This is a genomic window from Saccharibacillus alkalitolerans, assembly GCF_011090185.1.
Lineage (GTDB): Bacteria > Bacillota > Bacilli > Paenibacillales > Paenibacillaceae > Saccharibacillus > Saccharibacillus alkalitolerans.
The window spans coordinates 17295-39161 of the sequence record NZ_JAAFGS010000003.1; the positions used below are offsets into that span (position 1 = coordinate 17295).

General features: G+C 57.9%; 19 protein-coding genes. 4 read left to right on the top strand and 15 right to left on the bottom strand.

Annotated features, from left to right (window positions below; genetic code table 11):
* Positions 1–72: 72 nt before the first annotated feature.
* Together GYN08_RS08820 and argS are read right to left on the bottom strand one after the other, a co-directional pair.
* Positions 73–1005: a protease complex subunit PrcB family protein gene (locus GYN08_RS08820; protein ID WP_166273859.1), complete on the bottom strand. Its 933-nt coding sequence runs from the start codon at positions 1003–1005 to the stop codon at positions 73–75.
* A 144-nt stretch (positions 1006–1149) separates the two neighbouring features.
* Positions 1150–2835, bottom strand: a complete 1686-nt coding sequence (gene argS / locus GYN08_RS08825; RefSeq protein ID WP_166274417.1) for an arginine--tRNA ligase — start codon at positions 2833–2835, stop codon at positions 1150–1152.
* 585 nt (positions 2836–3420) lie between these two features.
* On the opposite strand from argS, the gene GYN08_RS08830 reads away from it, so the two are divergent.
* The 3 genes from GYN08_RS08830 (at position 3421) to GYN08_RS08840 (ending at position 6693) form a co-directional block, all read left to right on the top strand.
* The gene (locus tag GYN08_RS08830) at positions 3421–4752 is read left to right on the top strand and encodes an ABC transporter substrate-binding protein (RefSeq protein ID WP_235946098.1); all 1332 of its coding nucleotides are present in this window, start codon (positions 3421–3423) and stop codon (positions 4750–4752) included.
* 91 nt (positions 4753–4843) lie between these two features.
* On the top strand, positions 4844–5791 hold the full coding sequence (locus GYN08_RS08835) for a carbohydrate ABC transporter permease (protein WP_166273861.1): 948 nt from the start codon (positions 4844–4846) through the stop codon (positions 5789–5791).
* Complete coding sequence (locus GYN08_RS08840; RefSeq protein WP_166273862.1) at positions 5791–6693, top strand: carbohydrate ABC transporter permease; 903 nt, start codon at positions 5791–5793, stop codon at positions 6691–6693. Before GYN08_RS08835 ends, GYN08_RS08840 begins: the two co-directional genes overlap by 1 nt.
* A 130-nt stretch (positions 6694–6823) precedes the next feature.
* On the opposite strand, the gene GYN08_RS08845 is transcribed toward GYN08_RS08840, so the two are convergent.
* The 11 genes from GYN08_RS08845 to miaB all read right to left on the bottom strand — a co-directional run bounded on the left by GYN08_RS08845 (position 6824) and on the right by miaB (position 19384).
* On the bottom strand, positions 6824–7168 hold the full coding sequence (locus GYN08_RS08845; protein WP_166273863.1) for a four-helix bundle copper-binding protein: 345 nt from the start codon (positions 7166–7168) through the stop codon (positions 6824–6826).
* Positions 7169–7279: 111 nt separating this feature from the next.
* On the bottom strand, positions 7280–8251 hold the full coding sequence (locus tag GYN08_RS08850; protein WP_166273864.1) for a CobW family GTP-binding protein: 972 nt from the start codon (positions 8249–8251) through the stop codon (positions 7280–7282).
* Between the two features lie 142 nt (positions 8252–8393).
* Positions 8394–9395 (bottom strand): acrylyl-CoA reductase family protein, encoded by a 1002-nt coding sequence (locus tag GYN08_RS08855; RefSeq protein WP_166273865.1) that lies wholly within the window; start codon positions 9393–9395, stop codon positions 8394–8396.
* Between the two features lie 225 nt (positions 9396–9620).
* Complete coding sequence (locus GYN08_RS08860; protein ID WP_166273866.1) at positions 9621–11927, bottom strand: thiamine pyrophosphate-dependent enzyme; 2307 nt, start codon at positions 11925–11927, stop codon at positions 9621–9623.
* Positions 11928–11956: 29 nt separating this feature from the next.
* Positions 11957–12952 carry a 2-oxoacid:acceptor oxidoreductase family protein gene (locus tag GYN08_RS08865; RefSeq protein WP_166273867.1) on the bottom strand — a complete coding sequence of 332 codons (996 nt, stop codon included), beginning with the start codon at positions 12950–12952 and terminating at the stop codon, positions 11957–11959.
* Positions 12953–13130: 178 nt separating this feature from the next.
* Positions 13131–14597, bottom strand: coding sequence for a nicotinate phosphoribosyltransferase (locus GYN08_RS08870; RefSeq protein WP_166273868.1), 1467 nt, complete (start codon positions 14595–14597; stop codon positions 13131–13133).
* Positions 14598–14695: 98 nt separating this feature from the next.
* Positions 14696–15235: a cysteine hydrolase family protein gene (locus GYN08_RS08875; RefSeq protein WP_166273869.1), complete on the bottom strand. Its 540-nt coding sequence runs from the start codon at positions 15233–15235 to the stop codon at positions 14696–14698.
* A gap of 55 nt (positions 15236–15290) precedes the next feature.
* The gene (locus tag GYN08_RS08880) at positions 15291–16079 is read right to left on the bottom strand and encodes an NUDIX hydrolase (protein ID WP_408015063.1); all 789 of its coding nucleotides are present in this window, start codon (positions 16077–16079) and stop codon (positions 15291–15293) included.
* A 71-nt stretch (positions 16080–16150) separates the two neighbouring features.
* Positions 16151–17221, bottom strand: coding sequence for a GNAT family N-acetyltransferase (locus GYN08_RS23680; protein ID WP_235946100.1), 1071 nt, complete (start codon positions 17219–17221; stop codon positions 16151–16153).
* A gap of 89 nt (positions 17222–17310) precedes the next feature.
* Positions 17311–17748 (bottom strand): RicAFT regulatory complex protein RicA family protein, encoded by a 438-nt coding sequence (locus GYN08_RS08890; RefSeq protein WP_166274419.1) that lies wholly within the window; start codon positions 17746–17748, stop codon positions 17311–17313.
* 85 nt (positions 17749–17833) lie between these two features.
* Complete coding sequence (miaB, locus tag GYN08_RS08895; protein ID WP_166273871.1) at positions 17834–19384, bottom strand: tRNA (N6-isopentenyl adenosine(37)-C2)-methylthiotransferase MiaB; 1551 nt, start codon at positions 19382–19384, stop codon at positions 17834–17836.
* 233 nt (positions 19385–19617) lie between these two features.
* On the opposite strand from miaB, the gene GYN08_RS08900 reads away from it, so the two are divergent.
* Positions 19618–20688, top strand: coding sequence for a transglutaminase domain-containing protein (locus GYN08_RS08900; RefSeq protein WP_166273872.1), 1071 nt, complete (start codon positions 19618–19620; stop codon positions 20686–20688).
* Positions 20689–20817: 129 nt separating this feature from the next.
* Here GYN08_RS08900 and pduL read toward each other — a convergent pair whose 3' ends face one another.
* Both pduL and GYN08_RS08910 read right to left on the bottom strand, forming a co-directional pair.
* A complete protein-coding gene (gene pduL, locus GYN08_RS08905; protein ID WP_166273873.1) occupies positions 20818–21390 on the bottom strand; it encodes a phosphate propanoyltransferase in 573 nt (190 codons plus the stop codon).
* A 214-nt stretch (positions 21391–21604) separates the two neighbouring features.
* Complete coding sequence (locus GYN08_RS08910; protein ID WP_018974962.1) at positions 21605–21865, bottom strand: stage V sporulation protein S; 261 nt, start codon at positions 21863–21865, stop codon at positions 21605–21607.
* Positions 21866–21867: the final 2 nt, after the last annotated feature.

The window sequence follows — 21867 nt, forward strand, 5'->3', positions numbered from 1 at the left end:
ATCTTCCGCCGGTTTTCGCCGCAAAAAAAAGAGCGCCCCTCTTGGGGACGCTCTTTTTTTGATCCGGAATTTTTATTTCAACAATTTCGCGTCGCTGCCGCCCGTCTTCCCGCCGATCTGCTCCGCTACGACTTCGGTATACGTGCCGGTCAGATACGTCGAAGCTTCCGCTTCCGTGATAACCTGCGGATACATCATGCCCGGTTCCGGCGCGGTCACCGTGTACCGGATAACCGCTTTGCCGTCTTCGATGGCCACGTCGTTGATTTTCAGTCCGTAACCCGGGTTCGGCAGTGACGCTTTCAGCGTCGCTTTCACTCGTCCGTCCGCTTCCTGGGTCGTCGTCACCGTCACATCGTTCGCCTCCGATCCGTCTTCGGCTCCGCCTCCGACGTTATTGATGAATTCAACCGCATTATACACCATTTCCGCCGCTTCCATCCGGGTAATCGGCTCCTGCGGACGGAATTCGCCGAGTGTCGGCGAGATAATGCGCATATTGCCGAGCGTCTGGACCGCGTTCATGCCGCTGTCGCTGAATTCGTCTTCGTCTTCGAAAGCCAAGTACATTTTGGTTGTCGGATACTGCCCGGTCGTGTTGATGCCTTCGAGCAGAAGGCTGGCGAATGCCTCGCGGGTAATCTTCGCGCCCACCGGGTCGGACTTGGTGACCGTTTCGATGCCGCTCTGCAGCGCCGCTTCGTATGCCGGAGCGTACCAGGCATCGTTATTGAAAGACTTGCTTGGCGTATGATCGACGTCCGAAGCGGCTTTCATGTCAAAGGCGTTGACGATCAGCTGGATCGCTTGGGCATTGGTCAGATCGAGCGACGGAGCGAACAGATCGGAGCCGACTCCTTTCATAATGCCTTTTTGCTGCAGAGATTCCGCAATTTTGGCATTTTCCGCACCGGTCACGTCGCTGAATGCGGATGCCGAAGCGGCGAACGCGAACGACCCGGCCATCATCAGGGCCGCACAAGCTTTTACCGTCTTTTTCATCATACCTTCACCTCTTCTATAATTTCGTTTTCACCCTTCCAGACGGAGGGGACCCGCAAAAGGTTGCAGTACGGTTCGAATCGGGCAAAAGAGGCGAAGCATCGGCAGAAACCCGCCGGGCGGATATCGCAGTGCCCCGGTTCCTTCTCAAATTTCTTCCGGAGAACGGATGCCGAGCAGATCGAGCGCCCACCGCAATCGCTGCGCGGTCAGTCTGGCGAGTTCCAGCCGCACTTCGCGGTCGACGGATTCGGCGGTCAGCACTTTGTTGTGATGATAGAAACGGTTGAACAACTTGGACAGGTCCAGCGCGTAGCGCGCGATAACGGAAGGTTCATGCCGCTGCAGCCCGCGCCGCAGTTCCGACGGATGATCGCCCAGCCGCTTCAGCAGTTCCCAGGAAGCTTCGTCCCACACGTAAGTTTCGGCCGCCGCTTTTCCCGCAGCTTCCGCGCCGGCTTGCCCCGCTCCCGCTTTGCGAAGAACGCTGCGCGCTCTCGCATGCGTGTACTGCACGTAAGGGCCGGTCTCTCCTTCGAACTGCACCGCTTCTTCCAGCGAAAAATCGATCTCGCCGATGCGGTTGTTTTTCAGATCCCCGAAAATGATCGCGCCGATCCCTACCGCCTCGGCGACGGCTTCCCGCTGCGCCAGCTGCGGGTTTTTCGCTTCTATTATAGAGGCCGCGCGCGATACGGCTTCGTCCAGCACCTCCTCCAGGAATACGACTTTGCCCCGGCGGGTCGACATTTTTTTGCCCTCGAATTTCATCAGGCCGAACGGAATATGCAGACAGGCGTCCGCCCATTCGCGGCCCATTTTTTTTAACACGGCGAAGACTTGACGGAAATGCAGCGACTGTTCCGCGCCGACGACGTACAGCAGCTTCTCCGCGCCGAGCACGTCATGGCGGTAAACGGCGGTAGCGAGATCGCGGGTCGGATAAATGGTCGTGCCGTCGGATTTCAGAATCAGGCAGGGCGGCATCTCCTCGTCGTCGAGCCGTACCACCTGCGCCCCCTCGCTTTCCTCGAGCAGTCCTTTCTGCCGAAGCTCCTCCACGACGGCGCCCATTTTGTCGTTGTAGAAGCTTTCGCCGAGCACCTTATCGAACGAGACGCCCAGACGCTCGTACATCCGGTCGAACTCCGCAAGGCTAACGTCGACGAAGTACTTCCACAGCCGCAGCGCCTCCTCGTCGCCTCCTTCCAACTTTTTGAACCAGTCGCGCGCTTCGGTCTCGAGCGTAGGATCGCTCTCGGCTTCGTCATGGAAACGGACATACAGATCGAGCGATTCGCGAATCGGCGCAGCCTTCAACTTCCGCTCGTCTCCCCAGCGCTTGTAAGCCGTGATCTGCTTGCCGAACTGGGTGCCCCAATCGCCGAGGTGGTTGACGCTGATCGGGTTATGCCCCGCCGCGGCGTACATTCGGTACAGCGCCGCCCCGATCACGGTCGAACGCAGATGCCCGACGCCGAACGGCTTGGCGATGTTGGGCGAAGACAGGTCGATCACTACCGTTTCTCCGCTCTGTTCGACCGGCCGGACTTCGGCTTCCTCCATCAGCGATGCCGCATGCGCCGAACGGTCGAGCCGGAAGTTCAGATAAGGCCCGGCCGCGGAGGCTTCCACGCCTTCAAGCCCGAACCGTTCCGAAAGCTCCGACGATATCTGCTGCGGAGCTTTCCGCCATGCCTTGGCCAGCGCGAAACACGGAAACGCCGCGTCTCCCAGTTTCGGATCCGGCGGCAGCTCCAGCATCGGTTCCGCCGTTCCGGGCTCCCACTCCAGCAGCGCGTCGAGCGCCGCCGCTATTTTCGATAAACTCATCATTCGTTCCTCCCCGTTATGGTTGCCGTTTTCACAATCTGCTTGTTCAGGCGCAGGAGTACGTCAAAAAGCCCTCGCCTCATAAAGAGACGAGAGCTTTTCGGTCCCGCGGTACCACTCTTATAGCCCGGTGTCGTTTTCGCGAAAAAAACGGGCGCGGGCCTCTCGAGCGGCGGTAACGGCGCCGTGACCGGACGATTCTACGCGGAAAGTCGCCGGAAGCGCAACTTCGTTCGAACCGCCGTCTCCCGGGTGCGCTTCTCCGAAGGTCGCGGCGCCGGCTTCCACTCTCCCGGCTCGCTGCTGCCGCTGACTCTGCTTCGGATACTCTCCCGTTCGTTGACGTTCTCGATGGGTCTTTCCGTCATTATAGGGAATTGTCAGCCGGGAAGCAAGCCATCTTCCCTCTTTTTGTCCCTGTCCCTTTCTTTTCTCCTTTTTTTCGACAATTCTCATTTTTTTGCCAGCTTGAACGCTTTAACGGATTCAATGCTTTGCCAGCTGTTTAATCAATAAAGCGTAATGCTCCCCGCTTGCTTTTTTCGGGGAATTCCGTTCATTTTCCAACAAGGAGGAATCATCGATTTGAAATCCACACGCTTCTTCAGTCCTCTATGGCTCCTTACGGCGGCGCTGCTGCTGCTCGTAACCGCCTGCACGCCCGAATCGCGTTCCTCTAACGGAGCGCCCGCAGCCGGAACGAACGACGACGGAAGCGCGACCGAGAAAGTCACGATCGACTTCTGGACGTTCTGGGGTTCCGAGACCCGCCGTCCGATCATCGAAAAAATCATCGAAGACTTCAATCAATCGCAGGACCGGATCGTCGTCAAGCATACATACCTGCCATTCGGGGATATCTGGACGAAAAACCTGGCTTCGATCGCCGCCGGCAATCCGGCCGACGTCATCATCAACGACTACGCCGACGTCAACCTGCGTGCCAGCAAAAATCAGAACACCAATCTGTCCGAATATTTGAGCCAAGACGATATTGAAAAGCAGTTTTATCCGGAATTGTGGAAAAACGTGCTGTACAACGATGAGGCGTACGCGCTTCCGTTCAATACCGATACCCGCCTGCTCTACTACAACAAGGAAGCGTTCCGCGAAGCCGGCCTCGATCCCGAGCAGCCGCCTCAGACTTGGGAGCAGCTTGAAGAATACGCGAAGAAGCTGGACAAGAAAACAGGCAGCCAGTACGACCGCGTCGGCTTCTACCCGCTGTGGGGCGATTTCGGCGTCGACAGCTGGCTGATCAACGGCGACGGCGGAAACGGCTACTTTAACGAAAACGACGAAACAAGCATCAATACGCCGGGCAAAGTGTCCACGCTCGAATGGCTGAAATCTTGGCAGGACCGCCTGGGCCGCCAGACGGTGGACGCGATGAAAGCCGACTTCGGCAGCGGGGTGAGCGATCCGTTCATTTCCGGCAAAGTCGCCATGTATATTCAGACCGGCACGTATAATACGCAAATCGAAGAATTCGGTCAAGACCTCGACATCGGCGTAGCGCCGATTCCGGAACGCGAAGAAGGTTCGGGCCATTGGAGCAGCGGCGGCGGTTTCGTCGTCGAAATTCCGAAGGGCGCCAAACATCCGGACGAAGCATGGGAATTCATGAAATATTTGACCGGCGTCGACGCGCAGAAGTACTGGGCGCTCAAAAACTTCGACAATGTGGCGAATATCGAAGCGGCCGAAGATCCGGAAGCGAACGAAAACGCGGTCTATAAAGCTTCGGTCGAAAATCTGGCGAATACGAAAGTGTTCCAGGTCCCGCTCAGCGCTTCCGGCTACAAAGATCTGATCAACCCGCATATGGACGCCGTGTTCCTGGGCAAAGAAACGCCCGAACAAGCGCTTCAAGGGGCAGAAAAAGACGTTCAAGCCTTGATGTCGAAAAGCAAGTAACGTTAAGCAGACTTCGCCGCCCGGCACGATGGGAGCCGCTCCGGTCTTTACCGGTACGCGGCTCCTTACCCTTTTATAAAGGAGGTCCGTCATGAAAACGAACGCGGAAACGCTGACGCAAAAAAAGAAAAGAAAGAAGCTGTCCCCGCTCGCGCGCCGAGAGGAGCTTCAAGGTTATCTGTTTATTTTGCCCTGGCTGGTCGGTTTGTTCGGCATTACGCTGTTCCCGATGCTGTTCTCGCTGTACGGAAGCTTTACCAATTACGACGTGACGTCGCGGATGGATTTTATCGGTCTTCGCAATTACACGCGCATGTTCGCAAGCGATCCCCTTTTCTGGAAGTCCCTCTACAATACCCTGTATTACGTCGCCCTTATGGTGCCGTTGACCACGATCGGCTCCGTGCTGCTGGCGCTGATGCTGAACGAGCGGATCGCCGGCATGCGCGTATTTCGGACTATTTATTATTTGCCGGCCGTCCTTTCGGGCGTAGGCGTCTACTTTCTGTGGATCCAGCTGCTCAATCCGTCCAGCGGCCTGATCAATACGCTGCTCGGCTGGGTCGGCATTCCCGGTCCCGCCTGGCTCAGCGATCCGATGTGGACCAAGCCCGCGATCATTATGATGAAGCTGTGGGGCGTCGGAGGCGGCATGCTGCTGTATCTGGCGAGTCTGCAGGGCGTTCCTTCGCAGCTGTACGAATCGGCCAAGCTGGACGGCGCGTCCGCTTTCCGGAGATTCTGGCATATCACGCTGCCGATGATCTCGCCGGTCATCTTTTTCGACGTGGTCACGAGCTTTATCGGCGGGTTCCAGATCTTCCAGGAAGGCTATGTCATGACCGACAGCGGCAACGGAGGCCCGATGGGTTCTCTCTTGTTCTATAACCTGTACATGTGGAACCAGGCGTTCCAGCTGTTCGACATGGGCTACGCGATGGCGATGGCATGGGTGCTGTTCGTGATCGTGCTGCTGCTGACGCTGATCAACCTGCGGATGTCCCGGCGCTGGGTGTATTATGAAGGAGGCGAAGACTGATGGACCGTCCCGTACCGCCGGCTTCCGGCAGAGAAAATCAGGCTATCGACGCCCGCCGTATTCCCGCACGCCGGCGCCGCATCAAACCGAGCGAAGCGCTGCTCTTCGTTTTGCTGTCCGTAGGAAGCCTGCTGTTCCTGCTGCCCCTGTGGTGGATGATTTCCACCTCGCTCAAGTCGCCGCAGGAAATCGCGCAGTATCCGCCGACCTTCATTCCGAACGAATTTCATTTCGAGAACTATATCCACACTTGGCAGGCCGCTCCTTTTACGCTCTATGCGTTCAATACGCTGATGCTGGCCTTTTTCGCGGTCGTCGGCAATGTGGTCGTCAACTCGTTCATCGCCTACGGCTTTGCGCGCATCTCTTTCCGGGGCAAAAGATTATGGTTTTCCGTGCTGCTGGCGACGATGATGATCCCCGGCTTCGTCACGCTGATTCCGCAGTACGTGCTGTTCTCCAAGCTGCACCTGGTAGGCACTTATTATCCGCTGATCATTCCGCAGTTTCTCGGCAGCGCCTTCTATATTTTCATGCTGCGGCAGTTCTACCTGAGCATCCCCAAAGAACTGAGCGAAGCGGCGAAAATCGACGGGGCGAACCATCTGTACATTTGGGCGCGGATCGTCATTCCCCTGTCCAAGCCCGCGCTGGCGGCCATTGCGATCTTCGCTTTCAACGGAGCCTGGAACGATTTTCTGGGTCCCCTGCTGTATGTCAACGACGAGGTGCTGTACACGCTGCAGATCGGTCTCCAGTCGTTCCGCGGCAGCGTCCAGACGCAGTGGAACTATCTGATGGCCGGTTCGGTCATCGTGCTGCTGCCCGTCATCGTGCTGTTCTTCCTGTTCCAGAAATACTTTATCGAAGGCATGAACTTGACGGCGGGCACGAAAGGCTGATCCGAACGGGCGGAGGAATAATCGACGTCGGAAAGCCGTTCAAAAGCGCATCCGTTTCTCCGCACAAAAAAGACCGTTCTCCGTGGAGAGCGGTCTTTTCGTATGTTCGGTCCTCTTGGGGAGAAGAGCGTTAAGCCGCTACCAGCATGCTGCGGCAGACGCGCGCGCATTCCTGGCAGACGCTTACGCATTCCTGGCAGTGTTCATGCGGGTGCTTCATGCACTCTTCGGCGCAGACGTCGCACGCTTTGGCGACCAGCTCGCAGATTTCGGCGACGAACGGACTGTTGCGCGTCATGGCCTGAACGGCCATTGCGCACAGATCCGCGCATTCGCGGTCGAGACGCAGACATTCGCGAAGCTCGAAAATATCAAGGCCTTTAAGGCTCGAAACGTAGCTGGTATTGCAGACGTTCATGCAGCGGATGCAGGCGTCGATGCACTCTTTATATGTAGTCACGGTCACGTTTGTCATGTCGTGTCCCTCCCGGTGTAATGTTAAGGCTTGTCGGCCTGTGATAATTAACTATTACCCGAAAGATGACAAAATTGAAACCGTTCTGACCTGTCTGCTCGCCCGCCCGGCTTATTCGCCGACGGTTTCCAGCTCTTCAAGCTTTTCTCGAAGATCCGCCGACGAAAAATGCTCGCCGATGAAAACCGCCATGTCGTCCAGCTGCCCTTGCGGCGTAACCTTAATGAAATCCAGCTCCCGAAACGCGTACTGAAACAGGAAGCGGCTGGCCGTATCGGAAAACGTCAGCAGTCCTTTGGCCCTGTAAATCTCGCGCGGCAGCGAAGCGATCAAGGCCTCGAAGCGCTCGCTGTCGACCGGACGAGCAAAGCGGTGCGTGTACGAGGTGACATGCTCATGTCCCGAGCCGCCCAACATCGAAAAACGGCCGGCGGATGTCTTCCTCGGCGTTCCCGCTTCCCGGCTTTCCGGAGTAAAAGCGGTACCCAGCAGCATCCCGAAATCCGCTTCGCAGCGAACGGTGCGGACGACGGGCGCATAAGCGTTCCACTCGGCAATCGCGCGTTCCAGTTCTCCGGCTTCCTCCTGGCTTACGCGGTCGATTTTGTTCAGCACGACGACCGAAGCGCAGCGGATCTGATCCTGCATCAGCGCATAAGTCCGTCCTCCGCGATTGCGGTGCAGTTCGAGCAGATGCGCGGCATCGGCCACCGTAATCAGTCCTTTGATATCGATGCCCGCATACATGGCCGTTTCGGTCGCCGAATCGAGCAGGTCGATCGGATTCGCCGCCCCCGTCGCTTCGATGACGACGACATCCGGCCGGTCGCGCTCGACCAGCATCGCCAATTCTCCTGCCAGGTCTTCGCGTACCGTGCAGCAGATACATCCGCCGAGCAGCTCGGCCGTAGGAACCTCCGCTTCGACGAGCAGTCCGTCGAGATTGACGTCGCCCAGTTCGTTTATAATGACGCCCGGCTTCAAGCCCTGCTCCTGCCAATGGGCGACCAGACGCTGAAGCAGCGTCGTTTTTCCGCTTCCGAGAAAACCGGACAGCAGATACACCGGTACTTCGTTATGCATAGGTAAACCTCCCGTGTCGATCGTTGCCGTTCTCCGGCGGGTTCCGCGATTTTGCGCGATACGGATTTTGCGCAATACGTAGCCCGCCCGATGATTGAGTCTACTACACGGCGACGCGGAGCGCAACGGCGAGCGGGAAATGTTACGCTTCCGATACTTTCACCAGCTGTCGGCCGACCGCCTGTCCTTTCAAAATGCGGGACAGCGCGTCGGGCAGCTGTTCGAGCGTCAATTCGTGCACGGCCTGCTCGAATACGGCATCCGGCTTCCATTCGCCCGCCAGCTTCTTCCATACGTCCAACCGCAGAGGAACCGGGCATTGGACGGAATCGATGCCGGCCAGCGTCACGCCGCGCAGAATGAACGGATGCACGCTTGTTCCGAAATCCCCGCCGCCCGTAAGGCCCGACAGCGCAAGCACGCCGCGGTAAGCGATCGTCTTCAGGCGCTCCCCCGTGCCCGCGCCGCCGACCGGGTCGACGATGGCCGCCCAAGTGCCTTTGCCCAGCGGCCCCTTGGACGGCGCCTGCGCCTCCTCGCGGGAAACCGTGCGCGCAGCGCCCAGCTTCTTCAGCAGCTCCCACTCCTGCTCCTTGCCGCTGCTCGCCGTTACTTCAAAGCCCAACTTCGCCAGAATCGCGACGGCGACGCTGCCTACGCCGCCCGAAGCGCCGGTAACCAGCACGGGACCGCTGTCCGGCGTAATGCCCGCGCGCAGAATCGCTTCGACGGACATGCCTGCCGTGAAGCCTGCCGTGCCCAGAATCATCGCTTCGCGCGCGCTCAGTCCCTGCGGCAGTTTGATCAACCAGTCCGCCGGCACTCGGGCCTGTTCGCTGTATCCGCCGAAATGCGAAACGCCGAGCCCGTAGCCGGTGCACAGCACTTGGTCGCCTGCCGCAAAACGCGAATCTTCCGAAGCGATCACCTCGCCGGCCAGGTCGATGCCGGGAACGAACGGATACTCGCGGACGACCCGCCCTTCCTTGATGCTGGCCAGACCGTCTTTATAATTGACGTCGGAATAACGGACGCGAATCAGCACTTCGCCCTGCGGCAGGTCTTCCGTTCCGATCTCCTTGATCGATCCCGTGACTTTGCCTTCCGATTCCTCCAGCCAGAATGCGCGAAACTTCTCCGTCATGTTCTCTCCTCCAATATCTTTTTTTCGGTAAGCCGGACCCGCCCGGCCTCTTCCTTTTCATCCTACTCCAATGAATATCCGAATGCCAGCCGCTCGGCAAGAGACCGGGAAAGGCCGTCCGTCATCCGCGCTCCGTTCCGGCGTTAACCGCGCAGCGCAAAGCGGCCGGTAAAAGGTACCGGCCGCTCGGTCGTCAAGCCGCCTGACGGCGGGTTCGTGCAATCATTAAAGATCCGGATGTTCGTGCTTGGCTTTCAAGCGGTTCCAGCGCAGTTCGACTTCGCGTTCGAACTCCCGAAGCGCCGCTTCGTTTTCCGGCTTCAGCAGATGGCGGGTCTTGCCCATTCTCTTCAGCCAATCGGAAACCGGCACTTTTTTGTTCTTCTCCTCCGGATTGTACGTGATCGTCGTAATCCCCTGTTCGACTTCGTACAGCGGGAAGAAGTTGGAGCTGACGGCCGCATCGACGATGTTGGCTCCCTGGTCGTCCGGCGACATCCAGTTCAGCGGACAGGCGATCAGAATTTTGCCGTAGACCAGACCGGCGTTCTGCGCGTACCACTGAGCTTTCGCCGCCTTCTTGACCAGATCCTGCGGAAACGCCTCGCTGCCGGTAAAGACGTACGGGATCCCAGTCGCCGCCATGATCTGCGCCGTATCCTTATGATGGAACGCTTTGCCCTGCTGCGCTCTGCCGACTCCCGACGTGGACGTGCGGTGGCCGAGCGGCGTGGAGTAAGACAGTTGGGCTCCCGTGTTCATATACCCTTCGTTGTCGTATTCGACGATGATCATCCGATGTCCTCGCAGGGCGGCGCCGATCGCCGGACCCATGCCGATATCCATTCCTCCGTCGCCCGTTACCATGACAAACGTGAAATCTTCCCGCAGTCCGAGCCCTTCGAACTCGCCGCGCCGTTTGCGTTCCCAGAACATTTCGACGAGACCCGACAGCGTCGCCGCACCGTTTTGGAACAAATTGTGCAGATATGTCGCTTTATGCGAAGAATGCGGGTACCCCGTCGTCGTAACCATCGCGCAGCCGGTATGGAACAGCGTCACGATATCGCCTTCGATGCCTTTGAAGAACAGCTCGAGACCCGAGAAAATGCCGCATCCCGGGCAGGCGCCGTGTCCGGGTGCAAGCCGTTTCGGCTTTTTCGTCAGCGAACGCAGCGGCGGAATTTTGACGGCAAGTTTGCCGCTCTCCGCGTTCGGCGTCACGGTGATGAGGCCGGTCTTAAGATCGTCGAAGTTCAATGGCTTGAGCAGCCGCTTCGGCGCCTTCGAAGGGTCGCCGGGCGTATGGCCGTAGAAATCGAACGGAACCGATACGGACCGCTTTCCGGCCGCTTCGATCGCCAGTTCGAAGAAATGGCGGCCGTCCTCGGCCTTGAATTCTTTGCCGCCGAGACCGTATACGCGGCCCACGACCTGCGTATCCCGGTTGCCGTGCGTGAACAGCGCGGCCTTGATCTCGTTCAGCATATTGCCGCCGTGAGCGCCGCACGAATCGGCCCGGTCCCCGACCGTAATCGCCCGGACGTTTTTCAGCGCTTCGGCGATTTGCCGCTGCGGGAACGGACGAATCATGTTCGGCGCGATCGCTCCCGCCTTGATTCCCTGCAGGCGCAGCTCGTCCACCACGTCCTTGATCGTTTCGGAAGCGGAATTCATCAGGAATACCGCCACTTCGGCGTCTTCCATCCGGTATAGGTCGAGCACGGGATAATCCCGCCCCGTCAGTTTCTTGTACTCCGCCGAGATACGCTCGAAGACGCCTTCCGCACGGTACATGGCCTGCGAAAGCTGATAGCGGTTGTTGATATAATCCGGTTCGTTCATGTAAGGTCCGATGGTGATCGGATTGTCGCGGTCCAGCGCGTTCGCGAAGCCTTCCGGCGGATTCTCGCCGACGAACGCCAATACATCCGCCCGATCTTCGAACGTCTGCACGCGGCGCTTCTGGTGCGACGTGAAATAGCCGTCGTACGCCACCATGACCGGCAGGCGGACTTCCGGATCTTCGGCCAGCTTGAGCGCCATCAAATTCATGTCGTACACCGCCTGCGGATCGCGGCACATCAAGATCGGCCAACCCGTGTTCAGGGCAAAGTACAGGTCCGAATGATCGCCGTGAATATTCAGCGGTCCCGACACCGAACGGCAGACCAGATTGAGCACCATCGGGAACCGCGTACCCGACTGAACGGGCATTTGTTCCATCATATATAAATATCCCTGGGCGCTCGTCGCGTTGAATACCCGGCCGCCGCCGGTCGACGCTCCGTAGCAGATGCCCGCCGAGCTGTGTTCGCCGTCCGAAGGGACAAGGCGAATACCGTGCTTGCCTTCCGTCTTCATCAGATCCAGATGCTGCGCCACTTCGGTCGAAGGCGAGATCGGGAAGTACCCCATGATGTGATAGTCGATTTGGTGCGCGGCGTAAGCGGCCATCTCGTTGCCCGATTCGTAGACCATCCGCTGCTTGACGCGGCCGGCCGGGATTTCCTTGGAATAATCGATTGCCATGCTTTTCCCTTCCTTTCAGTCGCTCTTCATCAAGCTTCGGCGAAATCGAACCGATGTCGGACCCGATTTGCCGCGGCATAACCTTCCTGCTCGAGCATCCGCGACAGCGAATCCGTCGGACAGGCTTCGACGCACTTCAGACAGCCTTTGCAGTATTGATAATCGATGCCCTGCAGCACCATCTGCATACGGCCGCGCTTATCCGGCTGCTCTTCCCAGACGAAACAGAGGTCCGGGCAGGCCGTGTCGCACTGCGCGCAGTTGATGCAGGTCGCCTGGTCGAAGGCGGGCAGCATGCCCGAGCGCGAAATGCTGAGATCTTTGAGCAGGCTGCTGCCCGGCGTGACGATCATGCCGCCGAGCGGCTGGTTCGTATAACCGAGAGGACTTTCGCCCGTTTGGACCGCGGACTCCCGCCTTCCCGCCGGCATATCCAGAAGTTCGATCTCCGTATATCCGCGTTCGAATACCCGCACCGCCTGCTCGACCGCCTGCGGATATTTTTTGCCGAGCGACTTGGCGATCACGTCTTTCATGAATTCCGGGTCCAGGAAGCCGCATGTTCGGAACAATCCGCCGAGCATCGCCATGTTGACCCGATTCTTCTCCTCGAGCGCGATGCGCGTCGCGTCGAGCACGGCTACCCTGCAGCCGTTCAAACCCGCTTCCTCCGCGACCTGCAGGGCGGAGCGCGCCGAGTTGACCAGCACGATACCGCCGGGCAGAACACCGGAAGCCGCGCCCGATTTCAATAGATTTTCATGAAAAACGCCGATCACGTGAGGATGTTCGATCGGCGACGTATCTCGTATCGGCGTACCGAACTCGCAGAAACGGATATGGGCTTTCACCGGCGATCCCTTTTTCTCCGAACCGTACGACGAGAAACTGACTCCGTCCATATCCGCTCCGACAATCCCGGCTTCGGCCAGCATTTTGCCGGCCAGATTGGCGCCGAGTCCCCCGATCGATTCCAGACGGATTTCGAAAAAGCCCCGTTTATTTACTTCAGGCAGTACCGCCACACTTTTTCCCCCTCCGCATTTTGTTTTAAATTTAACAATTTACATAGGGTGTCACTGTAATAAATATCACATGCGGCAGCCGCTCAGGGACAAAGCGCGCAAAAAAGCGGGATCTCCCTGAGGAGATCCCGCTTTCCGTGCAGCCGTCCATTTTCCCCCGACTCTTCCGTTCCGATCTTCAGCCTTCCTGCGGCGCTTCCGTCTCTTCCATATACCGGTCGATCAGGCTCTGCTTGAGCTTCCAGGCTTTCTCGCTGATGTTGACGCGGTAAATTTCCGGATTCAGCTTGCGGAGATACTGCGGCCAGAACAGATCCAACTGCGAAGCATGATAGTCGCGAATCTCGTCCAGCGAAGGCAGATCGTACACCAGCCGGCCGTCTTCGAAGATCGGCACGAGCATGCTCAATGCATCATAATTTTTCACGTAACGGCGAATGTACGTATGCAGCGGATTGAACAGCTTCAGCTGACGTCCTTCGCGCGGCTCTTCCTCTTCCGGGAAGCAGATATAATCGGCGATCGCTTTGCCGGTTCCGCGATCCACGATCCGGTAAACGTCTTTTTTCCCCGGCGTCGTGACTTTTTCGGGATTGGCCGAAATTTTGATCGTCGGTTCCATCTTTCCGTCCACTTCGCGCTGTACGAGCTTGTATACGCCGCCGAGCGAAGGTTGGTCATGCGCCGTGATCAGCTGCGTGCCGACGCCCCAGACGTCGATACGCGCATCCTGCATTTTCAGCTCCGTAATGGTGTTCTCGTCCAGATCGTTCGAAGCGACGATTTTGACGTACTCCAGGCCCGCTTCGTCCAGCATTTTGCGCGCTTCGATCGACAGGTAAGCGAGGTCCCCGCTGTCCAGCCGGATCGAATTCAGCCGCTTGCCGCGTTGTTCCAGCTTCTTCGCCGTGCGGATGGCGTTGGGTACGCCGCTGTTCAGCGTGTCGAACGTATCGACGAGCAGCGTCGAGCCGTCCGGAAGCACTTCCGCGTATTTGTCGAACGCTTCCTGCTCGCTTTCGAAGCTCTGCACCCAGGAATGGGCATGCGTCCCTTTGGTCGGAATGCCGAAGCGCTTGCCGGCCATCATGTTCGACGTCGCGTGGAACCCGGCCACATAAGCGGCGCGCGCCCCCCATACGGCGGCATCCGCTTCCTGAGCCCGGCGCGTTCCGAACTCGAGCAGCGTGTCGCCGTCCGCCGCCTGCTTGATGCGGGCAGCTTTCGTGGCAATCAACGTCTGGAAATTCATGAAGTTCAGCAGCGCCGTCTCGACGAGCTGCGCTTCGAAAATGGTGCCTTCCACGCGAACCAAAGGCTCGTTCGGAAACACGACGGCTCCTTCGCGCATGGAGTGGATGCTGCCGGAAAAGCGGAACGTGCGCAGCTCCTCCAGGAAACGGGGATCGTAGTTTTCTTCTTGTTCCGACAGATAACGGATATCGTCCTCATGGAAACGAAGGTTCGATACGTAATTCACAATCCGTTCCAGGCCCGCGTAGACCGCATAGCCGTTGCCGAACGGCAGCGAACGGAAGTAAGCCTCGAATACCGCGCGGCGCGTATGCGTGCCGTTTGCCCAATGGGCGTACATCATGTTGATCTGATATTTGTCCGTATGTAAAGCCATACCTGGCGTCTCCATACCGTCTCCTCCTCCGATGCCGGATGGAAGGCCGCGCGGCCGTTTCTGGCGCGCGGTATTCCATCCGGCAGTGAATAAATTCCCGTCGGTTTCCGTGTTTATTCCTTTACGACCTTCGCGCCGAGACTCGTCTTAAAATGTCCCAGCGCCCAATCGTGTCCCGCCATGTCGAAGCTGGCGACCGCGTCCTCGTGCACCACGATGTCGAAACCGAGGTTATAGGCGTCGACCGCGGTATGGAGCACGCAGATATCGGTACATACGCCGATCAGATGCAGTTCCGTAATGCCTCGCGCGCGCAGACGGATCGCCAGGTCGGTTCCGGCGAAGGCGCTGTATCTTGTCTTGTCCATCCAATAAATAGCCGATTCGTGCTCGGCGTAAACGTCTTTCAGTCGGCCGTACAGCGCCCGGCCTTCCGTCCCGCGAATGTTGTGCGGTGGAAAAAGGCTGTTCTCCGGGTGATACGAATCGTTCTCGTCATGCAGGTCGACCGCCATGACCACATAATCGCCGTTCGAGACGAACCGCTCGGTCAGCCCGGCGATCCGTTCTTCGATAGCGATTCCCGGCTCGCCTACCGGCAGCTTTCCGTCCACAAAATCGTTCGTATAATCGATTACGATCAGAGCTTTCATCGAAACTCCTCCTTGTCGGGCCGCGCAGGCGCAGGCTTATGCGAATCGGAATCCGTCAGGAATAAATCGACAGGCGCGGCACATTGTCCAAAAACCGGTACAGCTGCGCCGGCCGCTGCGAGTACTGGTTCGAGCTGACCGGAACTCCGTTTTCGTCGCGAACTTCTTCCAGAATGCCCTTGCGGCTTCGGGTAGAAGTGATCTTCCGGATAAAATTCGGTTCCTCGAAATCCGGGACGACCGCCTTGATGACCTGATACAGCTCGCTCAGCGTAAATTCCTGGGGCAAAAACTTGCGGGCGATCGTCGTCTGCAGCATTTTCTCCTGGATTCTGCCGTAAGCTTCCGCGATAATGTCCCGATGATCGAAGCCCAGGTCAAGCTCTTCCAGCGCTTCTTCGATTGTGAACAATCCCACTTCTTCGGCGTCGTCCGCGGCCTGGCGCTTCTCCAGCACTTCTTCTTCCACCAGCGCGAAAAAGGCATGCGAGATGATCCACCCTCTCGGGTCGCGTCCGGGCTTGCTGTACACGCTCAGATATTCCAGATGACGGCCGACGACGCCGGTCTCTTCCTTGAGTTCCCGCATCGCCGTTTCGTACAGCGATTCGTCTTCGCGCGAGAATCCGCCCGGCAGCGCCCATTTGCCGGCAAACGGCCAAGAGCGCCGGCGAATCAGCATCACGCGCAGATCCCGCAGCGGAAGCGTCTTGGTCACGGTCTTGCGCTCGCGCTTCGTCAGGGTAAACATCACGATATCCGCCGGCGCTCCGTCCGGCGTCCGGTACTTCTTCGCATCGTACTTCGCTTGCTTGTCTTGTTCGTTTTGTTCGTTCATCGGCATCACCATCGCAGCATTTGATAAAAGCGTTATACAAGTTCCAAATATGATATTATCATTATGACACACTCAATTCATTTGTCAACCCTGCCCTGCCGGATCGTTCGAAGATCGCAGCCCATTTGATACAAATCGACCGGTTCTCCTTCGATCATCAGCGCGCCGCGCATGATTCCTTCCAACCGGAATCCGACGGAGCGGTACAGCCGGTAGGCCCGCTGATTGGGAGCCTGTACCGTCAGCTCCGCCCGAAGAATATGCCGGCGCGCGGCCCAATCGAACAGCTCCTCGAATAATCGCCGGCCCAATCCCTGTCCGGTATGGCTTTCCAGGATGCCGATGACGATATAGACGGTATGCTGATTGCGCCGAACTTTGCCGCCCGTCGCTTCCAGGTATCCGACAATCTCGCCGTCCGCTTCGACGACCAGCATCAGCGAGTTGGAACTGCGCAGCAGCGAGCGGATCTGTTCGAACTGATCGCCGTCGGTCGAACGCCGTTCTCCGGGCTCGTACAGCATCGAAGTGGTTTCGCGATCGAGCTGCTTTTTCATCGCGATCAGCGATCGGCTGTCGCGAAGTTCCACCCGCCTTACGATCGGCAACGAGCCTGCTGCGCCGGAGGGTGCCTTGCCCGAATTGTCCTCCGGATCGTCGGGATGCTCCGTCAACAGCTCCAGCATCAGTCTGTCCGCTCGAGGCACTTCGCCGGCCCGGCTCTTCGGCCAGCAGCTTGCGTAATAATCGGGCTCGATCGCCGCGATTCTGAACCCTGCCCGCTGGCAGACCGTCAGCAGTTCCGTTTCCCAATTGCCCGCGTAAGCGAGCAGGCGGCGCACCCCCGTGCGCTGCAGTTCTTCGGCCGCGGCCTGCAGCAAAAGAACCAACCGGCCGCCGCCGGCTTCATCCCACGCTTCGGCCGCCGCGTTGACCACCTCGGCCTCCTCGGCCGCGATCCGCAGGCAGCCTACGGCGGCCGTCACGCGGCCTTCCGAGCGAATCGTCCACCACTCCGCCTCGCTCGCATACGTTTCGATGCGCCATTCCAGCGGATCTCCGCGTTTTAGCAGCTCTTCGGGCAGCTCGCCCGACTCCGCATCATATGCCATTTTTTCGATCCCGCTGCTGACTTGATCACGTTCCATACGGTCCGCTCCTCTGCGATCGTCTCGGTTTGTCCATAAACAAAAGGCGCGGAGACGATCGTCCGCGCCTTTTCGGCTTCCGCCGCAGGTTAACCGCAGGAAGACGGCGGACTGTCCGCTCCTTTTTCCACGGTAATCTTTTCGGATACGGTAGCATGAATGGCGGATACGACCATCTGCAGCAGGTCGTTGATTTCAACCTGCCCCTGCTGGTAATCGCCCACGATCGGGATGGCGTCAAGCTCGTCTTGAAGCTCGCGCATTTCCGCTTCGATGACGGCCGCCATCTTCGTGTTTTTCATCGCTTCGAACGCCACGATTTCTTTCTGCTTCTTTTTAATCGTCGCGATCAGGGTTTGAATCCGTTCATGCCCCTGAATTTGTCGCTCCGCCTGCTGGAACACCCGAACTTCTTCGCTCGAAGAAATCAGGCCCGCCAGTTCGCGGGACTTATCGAGGATGTCTTCCCGGGTCCAAGCTGCCGACGGAACGCCGGCCTCCGAGTTCCCCTGCTGCTGTCTATCCATCATTTTGCTCCTCCTCGATGCTTATGCGTACGGCGTCTTTGCGCCGATTGTCTTCCGTCTATGGGGTCCGCCCGCCGGCTGTTTGTCAGTCGGCGGCGACCGGCGTTTTTGCGAGGCTGCCGGCCAGATGCCAGCTTTTCGCCTCGGTAATCTCGACCTGCACGAAGGTGCCGATCAGTTCCGGGCCGCCTTCGAAGTGAACCAGTTTGCTGCCGCGCGTACGGCCGGCCAGCACGGAGCCGTTGGTCCGGCTCGGCCCTTCCACCAGCACTTCGAGCACGCGGCCCAGCAAAGCTTCGTTCGATCGTCGTCCCTGCTCCGCGATCAGCGCGTTAAGCTGCGCGAGGCGCTTCTTTTTGACTTCCATCGGAATATCGTCCGCCATGGCGGCGGCCGGCGTTCCTTCACGCGGCGAGTAAATGAACGTATAAGCCGCGTCGTAACCCACTTCCCGCACGAGCGAGAGCGTTTCTTCGAACTGTTCGTCGGTCTCGCCGGGGAACCCGACGATGATATCGGTGGTAAACGCCGCATCCGGCACTTCCCGGCGAATTTTCGCCACGAGTTCCAGGTAATTCTCCCGCGTATATTTCCGGCCCATCTTCTTCAGCACGGCGCTGCTGCCCGACTGCACCGGCAGATGGATATGTTCCGCCAGGTTGCCTCCGCGGCCGAGCACCTCGATCAGATGGTCGTCGAAATCCCGAGGATGCGATGTCATAAAACGGATGCGGGGCACATCGATCTTGGACATATCGTCCATCAGATCTCCGAACCGGTATTCGATATCTTCAAAGTCCTTGCCGTAAGCATTGACATTCTGACCGAGCAGCGTAATTTCCTTAAATCCCTGCCGCGCCAGTTCGCGAACTTCCGCGATGACGTCTTCGGGACGCCGGCTGCGCTCTTTGCCCCGCGTATACGGAACGATGCAGTACGTGCAGAACTTGTCGCATCCGTACATAATATTAACCCAAGCGCGCATGCCTTCCCGTTTTTTCGGCAGGTTTTCGATAATGTCGCCTTCTTTGGACCACACTTCGACGACCAGCTCCCTGCCGAATACCGCCTCGCGAATCAGATGCGGAAGCCGGTGTACGTTGTGCGTACCGAAAATCATGTCGACAAAAGCGTGTTTTCGCAAAATGCGGTTCACGACGCCTTCTTCCTGCGACATGCAGCCGCATACGCCGATCATCAGCCCGGGCCGCTCGGTTTTGAGCATTTTCAAATGGCCCAGCTCGCCGAACACGCGGTCCTCCGCATTTTCGCGGATTGCGCACGTATTCAGCAGAATGATGTCCGCTTCCGTCCGGTCTTCCGTTCCTACGTAGCCCATCTGCTCCAGCAGTCCTTTGATCGTTTCCGAATCGTGTTCGTTCATCTGGCAGCCGTAGGTCTGGACATAGTAGCGCTTGCCTTCGCCGAACGCGCGCATATCGTCCGGAATCGAAAATTCGTGATGGACCGCGATGCTGTCTTTGCCCCGCCGCTTGCCTGCCCGGTAGTCGGGCTGCGATTTGATGCGAATCTCCCGCCCGTGAAGGCGTATCGTCGTTCCGTTCTCGTCTTCGCTCAGTACTTTGGCATTCGAAAAATCGAAGTATTCGGAATAGTCTTTCGTTCCGCTTTTCATCGCCAACCACCCTTAATGCTAAGTTTCGTGTCGCCTTATCTTCCTCGCCCGACGCGGTTTCCGTTTTTTTATCTTATACGGTAAAAAATTATATCACACTGCCAACCTTCATTCCATTCGATTTGCGAAGACCCTTTTCGGGTTTCTTTCCGCATTTTTGAAACCTCGGCTGCCTTTATGCGGTATACTTAGGGAACAGACGGTCCATCGGACCTACATCTAGGAGGATTCATTTGAAAAAGAAACGGATTGCCTTATTTCTCAGCGCCGCATTGATCGGCTCTTCCGCCATACTGCCGGCCGCACCTCGTACCGCCGCCGCCGCATCCTCGGACGCTTCGGTTATCGCTTCGATCGCGTCGGCGTTCGAGCAGAAAAAACCGACGCTCACTTTGCAGATAAGCAGCTCCCAGCTTTCCCGCATCAACGGGATGCTCGACAGCGCTTCGGCCAAAGCCGAACCTTATGCGCGTTATACGCTCGACCGGGTCGATACGCAGTACAGCCGCAGCGGTTCCCGCGCAACGGTCCTTCTCAAAATTTCTTATCTGGAAAACAAGCAGCAGGCCGATTACGTGATCGCCCAGTCCAAAGCCGTGCTGAAAACGATCATCAAGCCGGGCATGGGCCAAGAAGAAAAAGTCAAAGCCATTCACGATTATATCGTCAAACGCTTCGCCTACGACGAATCCATGACGCGCTATTCGGCCTATGAGGGCTTGACGAAGGGAACGACCGTCTGCCAGGGTTACGCGCTGCTCGCCTACCGCATGTTTACGCTGGCCGGTATCGAAACCCGAATGGTACAGGGCGTAGCCGGCGGGCAGGATCATGTCTGGAACAAAGTCAAAGTCGACGGCCGCTGGTACAATATCGACTTGACCTGGGACGATCCGACGCCGGACCGGAAAAACGAAGTCTCTTATTCGTATTACCTCGTCACCGATAAGCTGTTGGCCCGCGATCATACGTGGAAAACGACCCATTATCCGGCGGCGGTCACCGATTATCGGACGATTTTGGCGCAAAAAGCGAAAACGAGCGCCAAACACCGCAATATACTGGCCTCGATCGGCGGGGAAGTCACTTCGACGACAGCCGCGCTTCAGCAAAAGGCACTTGCCGCCATCGCAAGCAAAAAGCAAAGCCTGACGATTCTGCACGACTTCGGTTCTTCCTCGCCGAAAGCCCAGCTCGATCGAATCCTTCGGGCCTGCCTCGACACCGAAGCGAGCCGGATCAGCTACGGGTATCAGATCGCGGACAACGGCATGTCGACGGTAAAATTCATGTTCACCTATTAAGACGCAGCCGCAAAAGCAAAAGGGACCGCCCAAGAGGACGGTCCCTTTTTCGTTTATCGCGATAACCCGCCGCAAAAGCCCGATCATACGCTCGCCCTTTTACGACGTCTCTCCCGGTTGACGCGGATCTTAGTCGATGATTTCGGCCGTGTCGCCGGTTTTCGCCAGTACGGCGTTCGCTTCGTCGGTATCGATGTGCATGTCGAGCGCGAACGAATCGGACACGCGAGCCACGACATTTTCGAACACGACGCCGCGCGGTCCGCCGAAGCGAACTTTCAGCATCTGCTTATCCTGAATGTTCCATTTTTCGGCATCGGACGTGTGGAAGTGGATGTGACGCGCCGCCACGATCACGCCTTCTTCGATCGTCACTTCGCCGGCCGGTCCTTTGATCGTGATGCCCGGCGTTCCGTCGATGTTGCCCGATTCGCGAACCGGAGCTTTCACGCCCAGCGCGAAGGAGTCGGTTTGCGAAATTTCCAGCTGGGTTGCCGGACGGGCAGGTCCCAGGATGCGGACTTTCGGGAACGAACCTTTGGAGCCGACCACTTCGACCGTTTCGTTAGCCGCGAATTGTCCGGGCTGCGACAGAGGCTTCATTTCGGTCAGTTGGTATCCTTGTCCGAACAATTTTTCCACATGCTCTTGCGTGAGATGGATGTGACGTGCGGACACGCCGACAGGTACGATTTTACTCATTTGCGAGTCACTCCTCTTCTTTTCTCTATCTTTTTTCTGCGCCGATCCTAATCAGGCATAACGAAAACACCCGCGCACTCTTATTATACACCTTACACGGAAAAAGAAAAAGGACGGCCGCCGAAGAGGAGCAGACAGCAAAAAGGAGACGCTTCTCCGCCGGTCGGCGGACAGGTCGTCTCCTTCGCTATAGTCCGTATACGCGCTTGTCAAACTATCTCGGTTCCACAATCAATTTGATGGCCGTTCGCTCTTCCCCGTCGATGACGACGTCGGTAAAGGCCGGAATGCAGATCAGGTCGACCCCTCCCGGCGCCACGAATCCCCGGGCGATGGCTACTGCTTTGACCGCTTGGTTGAGCGCTCCCGCACCAATCGCCTGCAGTTCGGCGGCTCCTTGCTCGCGCAGTACGCCCGCAAGCGCACCGGCAACGGAGTTGGGATTGGACTTGGCAGAAACTTTTAATACATCCATGA

Bases quoted from the DNA above. Each gene is read 5' to 3' on its own strand.
- GYN08_RS08820 (WP_166273859.1), bottom strand. From the start codon at position 1,005: ATGATGAAAAAGACGGTAAAAGCTTGTGCGGCCCTGATGATGGCCGGG.
- argS (WP_166274417.1), bottom strand. From the start codon at position 2,835: ATGAGTTTATCGAAAATAGCGGCGGCGCTCGACGCGCTGCTGGAGTGG.
- GYN08_RS08835 (WP_166273861.1), top strand. From the start codon at position 4,844: ATGAAAACGAACGCGGAAACGCTGACGCAAAAAAAGAAAAGAAAGAAG.
- GYN08_RS08840 (WP_166273862.1), top strand. From the start codon at position 5,791: ATGGACCGTCCCGTACCGCCGGCTTCCGGCAGAGAAAATCAGGCTATC.
- GYN08_RS08845 (WP_166273863.1), bottom strand. From the start codon at position 7,168: ATGACAAACGTGACCGTGACTACATATAAAGAGTGCATCGACGCCTGC.
- GYN08_RS08850 (WP_166273864.1), bottom strand. From the start codon at position 8,251: ATGCATAACGAAGTACCGGTGTATCTGCTGTCCGGTTTTCTCGGAAGC.
- GYN08_RS08855 (WP_166273865.1), bottom strand. From the start codon at position 9,395: ATGACGGAGAAGTTTCGCGCATTCTGGCTGGAGGAATCGGAAGGCAAA.
- GYN08_RS08860 (WP_166273866.1), bottom strand. From the start codon at position 11,927: ATGGCAATCGATTATTCCAAGGAAATCCCGGCCGGCCGCGTCAAGCAG.
- GYN08_RS08870 (WP_166273868.1), bottom strand. From the start codon at position 14,597: ATGGAGACGCCAGGTATGGCTTTACATACGGACAAATATCAGATCAAC.
- GYN08_RS08875 (WP_166273869.1), bottom strand. From the start codon at position 15,235: ATGAAAGCTCTGATCGTAATCGATTATACGAACGATTTTGTGGACGGA.
- GYN08_RS08880 (WP_408015063.1), bottom strand. From the start codon at position 16,079: ATGCCGATGAACGAACAAAACGAACAAGACAAGCAAGCGAAGTACGAT.
- GYN08_RS23680 (WP_235946100.1), bottom strand. From the start codon at position 17,221: ATGGAACGTGATCAAGTCAGCAGCGGGATCGAAAAAATGGCATATGAT.
- GYN08_RS08890 (WP_166274419.1), bottom strand. From the start codon at position 17,748: ATGGATAGACAGCAGCAGGGGAACTCGGAGGCCGGCGTTCCGTCGGCA.
- miaB (WP_166273871.1), bottom strand. From the start codon at position 19,384: ATGAAAAGCGGAACGAAAGACTATTCCGAATACTTCGATTTTTCGAAT.
- pduL (WP_166273873.1), bottom strand. From the start codon at position 21,390: ATGAGTAAAATCGTACCTGTCGGCGTGTCCGCACGTCACATCCATCTC.
- GYN08_RS08910 (WP_018974962.1), bottom strand. From the start codon at position 21,865: ATGGATGTATTAAAAGTTTCTGCCAAGTCCAATCCCAACTCCGTTGCC.